The organism is Flavobacterium panacagri (genome assembly GCF_030378165.1).
GTDB lineage: Bacteria > Bacteroidota > Bacteroidia > Flavobacteriales > Flavobacteriaceae > Flavobacterium > Flavobacterium panacagri.
Genome location: NZ_CP119766.1, coordinates 337,785 through 351,652, shown reverse-complemented (window position 1 = coordinate 351,652; position 13,868 = coordinate 337,785). Strand labels below are relative to the sequence as shown.

The following is a 13,868-nucleotide window of genomic DNA, read 5'->3' as shown; positions in this document are numbered from 1 at the left end:
TTTATATAATGGAGGATTCTAATAATACAAACGATTGGTTGTTTGAAATAACACCTAAAAATAAATTCTTTTCTCTTAATTTTAAGGAAATTTGGCAGTATCGAGATTTATTGATGCTTTTTGTGAAAAGGGATATTATTACAGTTTATAAACAAACTGTTTTGGGGCCGCTTTGGTATTTAATACAGCCATTATTTACATCAATAACTTTTACCATAATATTTAATAATGTAGCGGGAATAAAGACAGGAACAATTCCGCCGTTTTTATTTAATTTGGGAGGTATTATGGTTTGGAACTATTTCACTTCCTGTTTGACTGGAACTTCAGATACTTTTAAGTCTAATGCGTCTATTTTTGGTAAGGTTTATTTTCCAAGAATTATAACTCCTTTATCTATAGTAATTTCAAACCTGATTAAGTTTGGAATCCAATTCTTTATTTTTGTTTTCTTTTATATACTGTATTTTCTACGAGGAGCAGATTTAAGTTTAAATACGTCTGTGTTGTTTTTTCCGGTATTAATATCATTTATGGGAATTTTAGGACTAGGGTTAGGAATGATAATTTCGTCTATGGTTACAAAATATCGTGATTTAAATAATTTGGTTGGTTTTGGAATACAATTATTAATGTATGTATCAGCAGTAATGTATCCAATGGAATTAATAAAACAAAAATTACCACAATTAGGCTGGATTGTTGAATATAATCCGTTGGCCTACATTATAGAAACTTCTCGTTACATGCTTTTAAATATTGGAAATATTTCAATACTTGGTTTGGTTTATACCATTGTTATTACCTTGGTTGTTTTTTTTACAGGTTTGCTGATCTTTAATAGAACAGAAAAAAGCTTTATTGATACTGTATAGATGAAAGATATTATATTAAAAGCCGAAAACATCTCGAAACAATATCGTTTAGGACAGGTAGGAACAGGAACTTTAAGCCATGATTTAAATAGATGGTGGCATAAAATTCAAGGAAAAGAAGATCCTTATTTAAGAATTGGAGAAGCTAACGATCGTTCTACAAAAGGAACTTCAGATTATGTATGGGCTTTGCAGGATATTAATTTTGAAGTAGAACGAGGAGAAGTTTTGGGTATCATTGGTAAAAATGGAGCTGGAAAATCTACACTTTTAAAAATACTCTCAAAGGTTACTGCTCCCACTACAGGTAGTATTAAATCCCGAGGGCGTATTGCTTCATTATTAGAAGTAGGTACAGGATTTAATGGCGAAATGACTGGAAGAGAAAATATTTTCCTTAACGGCGCCATTTTAGGAATGACCAAAAAAGAAATTGCTTCAAAGCTGGATGAAATTATCGAGTTTTCCGGTTGCGAACGTTATATTGATACTCCAGTAAAAAGATATAGTTCTGGGATGACTGTTCGTTTAGCCTTTGCAGTTGCCGCATTTTTAGAACCAGAAATTTTGGTTGTTGATGAGGTGTTGGCAGTTGGTGATGCTGAATTTCAGAAAAAGGCAATTGGAAAAATGCAGGATATTTCTAAAGGTGAAGGAAGAACTGTTTTGTTTGTGAGTCATGATCTAAGTGCAATCAGTACATTAGCATCAAGAACAATTGTGTTAGATAAAGGTAAAATATTTGCAATTGAAGAAACGAATAAAGCAATTTCTTTATATACTTCTATTGAAAGAAATAAGAAAATTTTTTTGCAAGAACCATTATTAAATTTACCATCAGTCACTAAAGTAGAAATCATCACGTCTGAAGGAGGCACATTACAAGGAAATAGAAAAAAATTTGGAATTAATTTTGAAGTGACAATGCCTCAGGAAAATACCAATAATATGTCACTTTCTTTTCAAATATTAAACAATTTCCAAGTTCCGGTATTATTTGAATATATATTTGATTTAGAGAATGAAATTTGCAGAAAAAAGGGTAAAAATTACCTTTCATTCGAATATGATGAATTACTTCTTTATAAAGGAAATTATAACATTAGAGTTCATCTAGCAGAAACACAGACAAAACATAAGTTTCAAGAGTTCGACTGCTGTTTTTTTGAAGTTGAAATGATTGGTTTTAAAGAACCGGAATGGGGATGGCAAAAAAATGTTTGTCAATTTATCGATAAAGGAAAATGGATACAAGTTTAAGGGAAATAAATGTCCAAAGATTAAGTTCTATTGATGTAAGTAAAGATAATTTGTATTATTTACATTACAAATCTTATCATTATGATTTATTTGAGTCAATAGAAAAATATGCAAAAGGAAATCTTCTAGATATAGGATGTGGAAATAAGCCATACGAGAAAAAAATTTCGAAAGTAGTTAGTAAATATGTTGGCTGTGATATTGTTCAATCAAACTTAAATAAAGTTGATGTTATATGTTCGGCAGATGCTATACCGTTGGATGATAATTCATTTGATACGATTATTTCTACGCAGACAATTGAACATGTTGGAAATTATCAAGGATTAGTTGACGAAGCTTTTAGAATATTAAAACCTGGCGGTTATTTTATTTTATCAGGACCTTTTAACTGGCAACTTCATGAAGAACCATACGATTTCTTTAGATTTTCGAAACATGGTTTTAAATTAATTTTAGAGAAATCAGGTTTTGAGTTAATAGATTTAAAGGAGAATGGAGGAATGTGGTCAGTTGCTGGACAATATCTTCTTATGAATATTACAAATGATCACACTGGACGAAAAAGAAGTGTTAGATTCTTTTTTAAAGTTTTTAAATTTTTTAAAGGAGTAAACCTAATAAATAGATTTTTCAGCTATTTAGATAATACGGACTATAATAATATTAATACGATCAATTATGTTGTCATTGCTCGAAAATAAAATATTGTATTATTATTTATGAAACTTAGAAAATTAAAAAAAATATATAGGAAAGTATTTCCTGTAAGACTTTCTGGTAGCGATTTTTTTACAAATGTACTGAGATCAAATATTGTAATTAACAATTTTGAGAAAGTCAATCAGCTTTATGCTTTACATTTACAAAATGGAAGAGAGCTTTTTTGTCGAGATCATATGCATAGCGATTATTCTGTTTTTAATCAAATCTTTGTTTCGGAAGAATACAAAACAGTTTCTTCAATTTTAAAACTAAATATTGAACTCAATTCAAAAGAAAGCGTTCTGATTGATGCTGGAGCAAACGTAGGGTTTGCAACGGTTTATTTAAATGAAATATTATCATTTGATAAAATATTTTGTATTGAACCATCTAAAGATAATTTTAAAATTTTAGAAAAAAATACAGCTTTTTTAAATTCAGACACAGAATTAGTTCTTTTGGAAAAAGCACTTTCGGGTTCTGAAAATGTTTGTTTTTCTATTGAAAATAATTTTAGAGATGGTAGAGATTGGGCTATCACTACAAAAGAAAATACAAAAGGAACTATCTCAGGTATCACTATTAATGAGATTATAAAGGAGTATTCTTTGAATGAGGTTACACTTCTGAAGATCGATATTGAAGGAGCTGAAAGATTTATATTTCAAGATTCTATAGATTTAAGCTTTTTAAATATTACAAAAGTTATTGCCATCGAGATCCACGATGAATTTAATATAAGAGAGGAGATTTATAAAATATTGTATGAAAAGAATTTTCTATTAATAGAATCTGGAGAAACAACGATTGGAATAAATAAAAAATACATCAAATAAATAGAACTTTAAATGGTTCCAAAAATTAGTTTAATTATCCCTTGTTATAATTCTGAAGCCACTTTAGAGGCTACTTTAGAATCTGTTTTGAATCAGATTTTTGATGAGTGGGAGGCCATAATTGTTAATGATGGATCAACGGATTCAACAGAGCAGATTGCGAAAAAATGGATAGAAAAAGATCAACGATTTAAATATTTTTTCAAAAAAAATGAGGGTTTAGGCAAAGCAAGAAACTACGGAATCGAAAGAGCCGCTGGGACTTTTATACTTCCATTAGATTCAGACAACTTGGTAGATAAATATTTTTGTAAAAAGGCTTTAGAGGTTTTTAAAAATAATGAAACTGTAGATGTTGTTCATGGCTACGCAGAATATTTTGGAGAAAAGCAAGGTTTGTGGAAAATAGACGATTTTGACATACAAAAAATGTTAGCTGATAATTATATTGATGCATGCGCTATTTTTAAAAAAGTATTGTGGGAAAAAGCCGGAGGTTATGATGAAGAAATGCCTCATCAGGGTCATGAAGATTGGGAATTTTGGATTTCTATAAGTAACTATGGGGCAGTTTTTTTTAATTTGCATGCAGTTACTTTTAAATATTTTGTTTCAAATAAATCAATGATTCATTCATTTACTAGCGATATGTTTTTTTTGAATCGCGATTATATAGTAAAAAAACATAGTAAATTGTATTATGATCACTATGCTAAAATTGTTTCGGCGAGAGCAAAAGAATTAAGAAGATTAACTAGTAAAAAGTTTGTTATTGACATATTTATGGATACTTTTTTTGGATTTAGAATTTTTAATCGAAAGAGACATAAATAAGATTTTTTTGCACAAGAATTAAAGTAAACTTATCAGAAAGATTGTAATAAATGCTTGCCATAATTATTCCGTATTATAAATTAACTTTCTTCGAAGAAACACTGCAGTCTTTGAAGAATCAGACGGATAAAAGATTTAAAGCTTATATTGGTAATGACGCAAGTTCTGAATGTCCACTAAATTTAATTGAGAAATACCAAGATCATTTTAATTTAGTATACCACCGTTTTGACGAAAATTTTGGAAAAAAGTCTTTAGTAAAACAATGGGATCGATGTATAGCACTTTCAAATAGCGAAAAATGGCTTATGATTTTGGGCGATGATGATGTATTGGGAGAAAATGTTGTTGCATCATTTTATGAACAATATGAATTATTTAATGAAAAGTCAGAGGTTATTAGATATGCTTCAAAAATTATAAATCAAGAGTTAAATACAGTCTCAGAGATTTTTATTAATCCTGTTTGGGAAAAACCTACAGATTCATTTTTTAGAAAATATCAATGGCTAAGCAGAAGTTCATTGTCCGAATATATTTTTACAAAGAAAAGTTACGAAACGTTTAGGTTTAAGGACTATCCTCTTGCTTGGTATTCTGATGATATGGCTTGGTTAGACTTTTCAAATAATAAACCTATTTATTCTATAAATAACTCGATCGTATATTTTAGAATGTCTGCCAGTAATATCTCTGGAAGAGAAGATAATTTAGAAGAAAAAGAAAAATCGGAATATCTATTTTATCAAAGACTGGTAAAGAATCATTTGTTGAAATGTAATTCAAATCAAAAAAGAATATTTTTGCTTGAGTTTGGTGTAATTGCAAAAAAAACAAAGCAGCTTAATTTTAGTACCTGTATTTTAATAATTTCAAAATTATTGCGAAGTGGTTTGTTTTATTCTTGCGCCAAATTTATTCGTCGAGTTTATCGAGCTAAATTAAATCATTAAAAAATGAATTTTTCTTTATCTGTTATTATTCCTGTATACAATTGTGAACAATTTATAGAAAAAGCAATCCTCTCCATATTGTTACAGAAAGAGGTTAGCGAAATTGTAGTTGTAAATGACGGAAGTACGGATGCATCACTCCAAATTTTACAAAAGCTAGAGAAAGAATATCCTATTGTAAAATTATATCATCATACGGGGCAGTCAAATCAAGGACGATCTGCAAGCAGAAATTTAGGAATCCAAAAAGCAACAGGAAACTTTATTGCTTTTTTAGATGCTGATGATTACTATTTGGAAAATCGTTTTCTAAATGATAAAAAAATGTTTGGGCTTGATAGCAATTGTGATGGAGTTTACAATGCTGTAGGGTTCCATTTTTATAGAGAAGCTACTGCCTACGAATTAGAAAAACACCAAATTTATACTGTTACCGAAAAAGTAAAACCTGAATTTCTTTTTAAGACTTTACTTTATGGTAAATCAGGTCATTTCCATATTAATGGGCTAACTGTTAAAAAAAGTGTTTTTGACCTTACTGGTTTATTTAATACTGATTTGGTAGTGGCAGAAGACACAGATATTTTTTGGAAGATGGCCATAAAATGTCGTTTGGAAACTGGAATTATTGATAAGCCATTAGCCATTAGAGGTGTACATGATAGTAATGTTTTTGATCAGCAAGATCTATATAGCGAGTACACCATTAAAATGTTTCGAACTCTAGCAATTTGGTGTAGTCATAATAATGTAGAATTTGCTATTGTTGATGATTTATTCAAATGGATTTGGTTATTAAAATTTAAGCAAAATAATTCAATAATAGAAGACACTTTTTATTGGGCAAAGATGACTTTCTCAAATCCAAAATTTCTTTTTTCTATTTTAACAATCAAATATTTTCCATTAGTTCGACGAAGAAAAGAACTTTTCTCATTTTTGTATAAAAGCCGAAAAATTACTCTCGAAAATGAATCTTAACAGCAATGTAACTGTAGTTATTCCTTGTTATAATGATGGGCTCTATATTATGGAAGCTCTTCATTCTATTTTGAATCAAACGATAAAAGCAGATAAAATTATAATTGTAGATGATGGTTCAGACGAAGAAACAAAAAAAGTTCTAGAAAAAATAAGCCATGATAATGTAAGCATTATTTATCAGGAAAATCAAGGTGTTTGTAAAGCTCGAAATAATGCAATAAACTTAGCTCAAACAGATTATATTTTGAATCTGGATGCCGATGATTATTTTGAACCTACTTTTATTGAAAAAGCACTTGAAGTATTAAATAATAATGATAGAATTGCGGCTGTTGGATGTTGGGTCAAAATATTAAAAAATAAAACACTAGAAAAAGAAATTAAAAAACCTTCTGGAGGAACTATAACTAATTTTATTTTGATGAATAATGGAATCGCGAGTTCGATGTTCAGGAAAAAATGCTGGGAGATGGTTTCAGGATATGATGAAGAAATGACAAATGGTTATGAAGATTGGGAATTTTGGATTGCAATTTTGAAACAAAATTTTGAAATGAAAATTCTAGAGGAACCATTATTTATTTATAGAGTAAAAAGTAATTCAAGAGATCAGCATGCCTTAAAAAGATATGATTTTGATTTAAGAAAATATATTTTTTTAAAACATAAAGAGTTATATCAAGAACATTTTGACTTTTTTGCTCTCGAATTGTTGAGAAAAAACTCAATTTTTAGAGCTAATGAAAATAAAATTAAAAGATCTATCGATTTTAGGATTGGAAATTTAATTTTGTCTCCAATAAGATTTTTTAAACAAAAGAGAAAAAAATGAGTTCGTTAGTTTCTATAATTGTTCCCTGTTATAAACAAGCTCATTTTTTGAAGGATTCGTTACAGTCTGTTTTAGATCAAAACTATTCAGCTTGGGAATGTCTTATAGTAAATGATGGAAGTCCCGATAATGTGTCTGAAATTGCTCAGCAATGGATCAATAAAGATTCACGATTTAAATACTTAGAAAAACAAAATGGAGGTCTAAGCAGTGCCCGAAATTTTGGTATCAAAAATTCAAAAGGCAGTTATATTTTACCCTTAGACGCTGATGATATTCTGCATCAAGATTACCTTAAGAAAACTGTTTTTGAAATAGAACAAAATGAATCTATAGCGATTGTTTCCTCTTACAGCAGGTTTTTCATTAAAGAAAAACAAAATATAGTTTATGAGTTGAAACCTAAAGGAAATAGTTGTGTTGATTTGTTGTATGTAAATCAATTAGTAGCGACTTCTTTATATCGAAAGGAATATTGGGAAGAAGTTGGCGGATATGATGAAAGCATGAAGAAAGGTTTTGAAGATTGGGAATTTTGGATTGCAATAACAAAAAAAGGTCTGAAATATAAAATTATTGAGGAGTTCTTATTTTATTATCGGAAATCAAAAAAGTCTATGCTTGTAGACACAATATCAAATCATGCTATAAAAGTTAAAGAATATATTTTTAAAAAACATCAAGAATGTTATATTGCCGATTTTGAAAATTGTATGACAGTTCTTTTTTACGAACAAGATGCAATTAGAAAGAATCAAAAACGAATCAAAAATTCATTAGAATATAAAATTGCAAAAATAATTTGCAAACCTTACAGGATAGTTCAAAAATTATGGGGCAAAAAGTAAATTTAAGATGATTTCAGTTGTTATTAGAACAAAGAACCAATCTGATGCTCTTGATTTTGCATTAAAGAATCTGACGCAAAGATATCTTCATGATATTGGAGAAATTATTGTGATTGATAATGAATCTTCAGATAATAGCTGTGAAGTTGCAATAAAATATGGTGCTCGTTTTGTTACTATTAAAGATTTTAGTTTCGGAGGTAGTGCTAATTTATGTGCGAGAGAAGCTCAATACCCAATTATAGTTATTTTTAGTGCACACTCTTATCCTGTAAGCCATGACTTTTTTGAGCTCATTCAGAAAAAATTTGAGCAAACCCCTAATTTAGCAGGCTTGCGATGCCTTCATAATCCCAATGATTATAAAAATTACATAAATCAAATACCAGCTTCAGTTGACCCAAATAAATCGGGTCTCATATTCTCTGGATCAGCCTTTAGAAAGTCAGTTTGGGAGCAACATCCTTTCAAAGAAGATGTGGCTACTTTTGAAGACAAAGAATGGACAGTAAGAGTTCTTAAAGAGGGTTATGAAATTGATTTTGTTCCTGCTATATTTTGTTATGATATAAAAAGGACAAAAGAACAGCTTTTCTTCAGATTTAAGAATGATGTTGTTGGTAACTATCAACTATGGCATCAAGACATTACATTTAGAAAAGCATTAAAAGGGTTACTGGGTGGCATTTATAATTTGATAAAAAATTTCGCAATAGATTTTTACTACATAATTCGTCAGTTTTTTTATTTAATCAAATTTGTTACAAACAAACCTAAAAAGTTCTAAGTTAACTCCCCAGAATTTACTTAAATCCGATATGATTAAGAATAATAATTTTGATTTTTTACGGTTTTTATTTGCTCTTTTAGTAGTGCTCTCACACGCTTATCCATTATCGGGAAGTCATGAAACAAAACAATGGATTTTTCAAGTTTCTAACGGTCAGCTTGTTATGGCTCAAATTGGTTTGAATGGTTTTTTTATCATCAGTGGGTTCTTTATTTTTCAGAGCTTAGAAAGAAGTCAAAGTCTAAAAGAGTACTTTAGAAAAAGATTTTTGCGACTTTTTCCTGCATTATTTTTTGTGTTGCTTTTTTCAGTAGTATTGGCTCCGTTTGTTTATAATGGATCTATTCCCTTTTTGTTAAATAGAGAAGTATATACTTATATTCCATATAATCTTATTTTGTATAAATTTCAGTCTGGTATTAAAGGAATATTTGATACAAATCCCTATCATGCCATAAATGGTTCTTTATGGACTATAAGGTATGAGTTTACACTGTATATAGTTCTGGCATTTTTATTTTTTATTAAAAATAAAAAGACAAAAGTTGTTATACTTTGTATATCCTATATTTTATTTCTAGTTCTTTATAATTTTTATTTAGTGAGATTTGCAGGATCATCAGTTTTAGGTTTTCAAGGAATACATGTTCTAAATCTCGGAACCTTTTTTATCGCAGGAAGTTTACTTGCTGTTTTAAATTTTGAAAAAATCAAGAACAAAAAAATAATTTTAGTAATAGCACTTCTTTTTATATTTATCGCCCTTCGTTTTAGCTATTATGATTCAGTTAAACATATTTTACTACCGGTTATTGTATTGTTAATTGGTTTTGTACCCATCACATTTTTGCGTGATTTTGGTAAAGCTGGAGATTCATCTTATGGAATTTATATATATAGCTTTCCAGTACAGCAAGTTTTAATGTATTTTTTCAAAATGGATACTTGTATGCTAATGATTACATCAGTTGTTATTTCTATAGCTCTTGGTTTTTTATCATGGCATTTTATTGAAAAAAAGGCATTACATTATAAAACAATAAGTTTCAATAAAATAAATTAATACTAAAAAATGGCTCTAATTTCAATCATAGTTCCTTGCTTTAATCGTGCTAATTATTTGAGCGAATCTTTGCAATCGGTGATTGATCAAACTTATACGAATTGGGAATGTATAATAGTGAATGATGGAAGTCAAGATGAAACGGAGGAAATAGCAAAGAAATGGTGTGATTTAGATAGTAGATTTTTATATTATTCGAAAGAAAATGGAGGGGCGTCTAGCGCGAGAAATTTTGGTATTTCAAAATCTTCTGGTATTTATATTTTACCCCTCGATTCAGACGACATTATAGAAGTAAGCTATTTAGAAAAAGCACTGAATGTTTTCGAGTTGGATGAAACAATAAAATTAGTTTATTGTAGAGCATCATATTTTGGAGCAAAGCAAGGGGAGTGGATCCTTTCTCCTTATTCTTTTCCAGAAATTTTAATTGATAATATGATATTTATTAGTTCATTATTTAAGAAACAAGATTTTATTGAAGCGGGACAATACAATGAAACATTAAAATCTGGATTAGAAGATTGGGATTTATGGATCAGGCTTTTAAGCCCAAATGGCAAAGTCCATAAAATTCCTGAAATCCTTTTTTATTATCGTAAACATACAGAAGTTTCATTAAGTGACGCATACAAGGATAAGGAAAAACATAATCTTGTGCTAAATATGATATTTGATCTAAACAGAGAGATCTATAATAATTATTTTGGAAATCCAATATTGGCCGCTAGAAGTGCTATAATGCTTCAAAAAAAAATAAGAAATATTGAGAATTCAACTGTATTTAGGATTCATAAAACGTTGAAATCGATAAGAGCAAAGCTTTTCCAAAAAAGAAAATAAAAAAATGAGTGAATGTAAAGTTAGCATCTTCATCCTGACTTATAACCAAGAAAAATTTATAAGTCAAACGCTGGACAGTATTTTAGCTCAGAAAACCAATTTCAAATATCAATTGGTAATAGGCGAAGATTGTAGTAAAGATTCTACTCGAGCTATTTGCGAAAGTTATGCTGTAGAATATGGTGATAAAATAAAACTTCTACCTGCATTAGAAAGTAATATAGGTCTAATAAAAAATTATATACGTACGATCAAAGAATGTGATGGAAAGTATATAGCGATTTGTGATGGTGACGATTATTGGACTGACGAATACAAACTTCAAAAACAGGTTGATTTTTTAGAAAATAATCCTGATTTTTCAATTGTTTATACTTCCCTTCAGCTGCTTCGCAATGACGGCACCATGAAGAAATGGATTTCTATAACAGATAAAGTAGATACAAGTTTTGATGATTTGATTTTTATGAATTACATTTCATCTGTTTCTGTATTATTCAAAAATAATCAAAACGATCATAATGAAATTCCCAAATGGCTTTTGAAATATCCTTTTGGAGATTGGCCAACTTATTTATGGACAATTAAAGATGGTGGGAAAATTCATTTTTTAAATGATACAACAGCAGTATATAGAATTGATGCAGGAATTTCTTCGGAAATGAGAAGAGTTAATAGTAATTTGGTACAGATTAATTTAAATATTTTGAATGATATTTATGCAGATGAAAGTTTCGCTTCAAGAAGAGAAGTTGTATTTAAAGCCATAATTGCACTAAAAAAAGCTTTGACTTTAAATTATAATAGAGAACATAAATATAGTAAAGGTTTTGCTCAATTTTTAAGCAACTTAAAATATGCAGGTTTAAATTATCCAGATACAAAGCTTTATTTATACTCCATTTATAAAAGTTTGAAATAGTTAGATATCCAAAAGCATTATAACAATTTGAAGTTTTTAAGATTCAAAAGTTAAAATAAGAGAATATTTCTACATATGAAAATACTAATGGTTGCAATACCAAATCATCATTTTTTCCAGTGGGTCAACCAATTGAAAGATTCCGGATATGATGTTTATTGGTTTGATATTAAAGATGGAGGAGAAAAAGTTTCAAGAATTAGCTGGGTAAACCAAATTAAAGGCTGGAAGTTAAGATATGATTTTCCGTTTCGGCATACTCTTAAAAAGAAATTTCCAGAATTAAGTAAATGGATATCAAAATATAACGAAAGAAAACTAGAGTCTGTTTTCGAGAAATTACTTCTTGATATAAAACCAGATGTTGTACATTGTTTTGAAATGAAATTGGGCGGATTACCTATTCTTGAAATTATGAATAAGTATCCAAACCAAAAATTTATGTATTCTTCATGGGGAAGTGATATCTATTTCTATAAAGAAATTGGAATACTGCAAGAACAGTTTGAATCTTTTTTACAGAGAGCCGATTTTTTAATTACAGATTGTCATAGGGATTATGAGATAGCAAAGCAAAATGGTTTCAAGAATAATTTTCTTGGAGTTTACATTGGTAATGGAGGGCTGGATATAAAAGAAAATGACATTCAAAAAATTGAAGATAGAAAGACTATAATTATCAAAGGATACGAAGATGGTGTAGGGAAAGCTATTGAAGTTATTGAAGCAATAGAACTTTTATCATTTGATGAACTTAAAAACTTTGAATTCATTATTTATAGTACAGATCAAAAATTAAAAGAATATATAGAAAATTCGATCTTTTTTTCTTCTCTAAACGTAAAAATATTTATTAGAGGACAGTTTATTGCAAATTCAGATTTACTGCAAATTATGGGCAAAAGTATTTTGCATATTGCCAATAGTATTTCTGATGGATTACCTACAAGTGGAGTAGAAGCAATGGCAATGGGAGCTTTTCCTATTCAGTCCAATCCAGGTAAGGTTTCGGAAGAGGTTATTACTCATGGTCAGAATGGGTATCTAATTGACAATCCATTTGATAGTGTCGAAATTTCTAAATGGATAAAAATGGCAATTGATAATTTCGAATTAAGAGCCTCTGCACAGGATTATAATACGGCTTATGTAGATAGAAATTTCAATAGAATGCATTTACAAAAGGAAATCGTCCAACTATATCAGACCGTTTACAGACAATAAATAATGGATATATCAATTCTAATTGTTACCAAGAATAGAGTGAAAGAACTCGAATTAGCATTAAATAAAATATTCAATATATTAGATTTATCGAAACATGAAATTTTAATTTTAATTGACGGCTGTTCAGATACTCAAAAAATAATACCAAAATACAATTGGGTTCAATGGACCTTTATAGAGAAAAGCATTGGAGCTTCACCAGCAAGAACTATTCTCTATAAGAAAGCAAAAGGGACTATTTTTATTGGACTTGATGACGATGCACATCCAATAAGTGATGATTTTATAAACCAAGTAACCAATACATTCTCAAATAACCCGAATTCTGGAATCATTGCTTTTCAAGAAATAAAAGGATTGTTTACAACAGACGAAGAAGCATTTCAACACAGAGATTCTAAATCTTTGAAATATAAAACAACAGATTTTATAGGTTGTGGTTTTGCTGTAAAAAAAGAGGTTTATAACGAAACAAGAGGATTTCCTACATGGATTGATATTTATGGCGAAGAACCTTGTTTAGCAATCGAGGTTCTTGATTTGGGATATGATATTTTGTATAATAGTGCTATTATCGTTAACCACAGAATAGACAAAAAACAACGATTGGCTCAAGGCAGAAATTACTTTAGATTCGAAAAACAGCTGAAAAACACTATTTATTATTATTTGGTTTATTATCCTAAACCAACTTTTAAGATCATGAAATTGCTTTTTCATAATTTTAAAAAATATGCATTGACAGATAAAAAATGCTTTGTTTTATTTTTTAAATCTATTTTTGAGGCTATGAAAAACACTTCAAGTGTTTTAAAATTTAGAAAACCTGTTTCAAATGAAACATTACAAAAGATAATAGAATTAAAAGGATTAAAGTATTAATTTTTATAGGATTT

At 29.0% G+C, this 13,868-nt stretch carries 15 protein-coding genes; all 15 read left to right on the top strand.

The genetic code is table 11. From position 1 onward, the window contains the following. Positions 1-8: 8 nt before the first annotated feature. The gene (locus P2W65_RS01675) at positions 9-875 is read left to right on the top strand and encodes an ABC transporter permease (RefSeq protein ID WP_289663018.1); all 867 of its coding nucleotides are present in this window, start codon (positions 9-11) and stop codon (positions 873-875) included. After that, positions 876-2,135, top strand: a complete 1,260-nt coding sequence (locus P2W65_RS01670; RefSeq protein ID WP_289663017.1) for an ABC transporter ATP-binding protein — start codon at positions 876-878, stop codon at positions 2,133-2,135. After that, positions 2,120-2,839 carry a class I SAM-dependent methyltransferase gene (locus tag P2W65_RS01665; RefSeq protein ID WP_289663016.1) on the top strand — a complete coding sequence of 240 codons (720 nt, stop codon included), beginning with the start codon at positions 2,120-2,122 and terminating at the stop codon, positions 2,837-2,839. Before P2W65_RS01670 ends, P2W65_RS01665 begins: the two co-directional genes overlap by 16 nt. An 18-nt stretch (positions 2,840-2,857) precedes the next feature. Then, on the top strand, positions 2,858-3,676 hold the full coding sequence (locus tag P2W65_RS01660) for an FkbM family methyltransferase (RefSeq protein WP_289663015.1): 819 nt from the start codon (positions 2,858-2,860) through the stop codon (positions 3,674-3,676). 12 nt (positions 3,677-3,688) lie between these two features. Beyond that, positions 3,689-4,510, top strand: coding sequence for a glycosyltransferase family 2 protein (locus tag P2W65_RS01655; RefSeq protein ID WP_289663014.1), 822 nt, complete (start codon positions 3,689-3,691; stop codon positions 4,508-4,510). Between the two features lie 50 nt (positions 4,511-4,560). Then, positions 4,561-5,463, top strand: coding sequence for a glycosyltransferase (locus P2W65_RS01650; RefSeq protein WP_434783353.1), 903 nt, complete (start codon positions 4,561-4,563; stop codon positions 5,461-5,463). Between the two features lie 3 nt (positions 5,464-5,466). Next, positions 5,467-6,444, top strand: coding sequence for a glycosyltransferase family 2 protein (locus P2W65_RS01645; protein WP_289663012.1), 978 nt, complete (start codon positions 5,467-5,469; stop codon positions 6,442-6,444). Beyond that, a complete protein-coding gene (locus P2W65_RS01640; protein ID WP_289663011.1) occupies positions 6,434-7,279 on the top strand; it encodes a glycosyltransferase family A protein in 846 nt (281 codons plus the stop codon). Before P2W65_RS01645 ends, P2W65_RS01640 begins: the two co-directional genes overlap by 11 nt. After that, positions 7,276-8,127 carry a glycosyltransferase family 2 protein gene (locus tag P2W65_RS01635; protein WP_289663010.1) on the top strand — a complete coding sequence of 284 codons (852 nt, stop codon included), beginning with the start codon at positions 7,276-7,278 and terminating at the stop codon, positions 8,125-8,127. The genes P2W65_RS01640 and P2W65_RS01635 overlap by 4 nt, the downstream gene beginning before the upstream one ends. A 7-nt stretch (positions 8,128-8,134) precedes the next feature. Further along, complete coding sequence (locus P2W65_RS01630; protein WP_289663009.1) at positions 8,135-8,914, top strand: glycosyltransferase family 2 protein; 780 nt, start codon at positions 8,135-8,137, stop codon at positions 8,912-8,914. A gap of 31 nt (positions 8,915-8,945) precedes the next feature. Then, positions 8,946-9,980, top strand: a complete 1,035-nt coding sequence (locus P2W65_RS01625; protein WP_289663008.1) for an acyltransferase family protein — start codon at positions 8,946-8,948, stop codon at positions 9,978-9,980. A gap of 9 nt (positions 9,981-9,989) precedes the next feature. Further along, positions 9,990-10,823: a glycosyltransferase family 2 protein gene (locus P2W65_RS01620; RefSeq protein ID WP_289663007.1), complete on the top strand. Its 834-nt coding sequence runs from the start codon at positions 9,990-9,992 to the stop codon at positions 10,821-10,823. A gap of 4 nt (positions 10,824-10,827) precedes the next feature. Further along, positions 10,828-11,745: a glycosyltransferase gene (locus tag P2W65_RS01615; RefSeq protein WP_289663006.1), complete on the top strand. Its 918-nt coding sequence runs from the start codon at positions 10,828-10,830 to the stop codon at positions 11,743-11,745. 75 nt (positions 11,746-11,820) lie between these two features. After that, positions 11,821-12,969, top strand: coding sequence for a glycosyltransferase family 4 protein (locus P2W65_RS01610; RefSeq protein ID WP_289663005.1), 1,149 nt, complete (start codon positions 11,821-11,823; stop codon positions 12,967-12,969). A 3-nt stretch (positions 12,970-12,972) separates the two neighbouring features. Continuing rightward, the gene (locus P2W65_RS01605) at positions 12,973-13,854 is read left to right on the top strand and encodes a glycosyltransferase family 2 protein (RefSeq protein WP_289663004.1); all 882 of its coding nucleotides are present in this window, start codon (positions 12,973-12,975) and stop codon (positions 13,852-13,854) included. Positions 13,855-13,868: the final 14 nt, after the last annotated feature.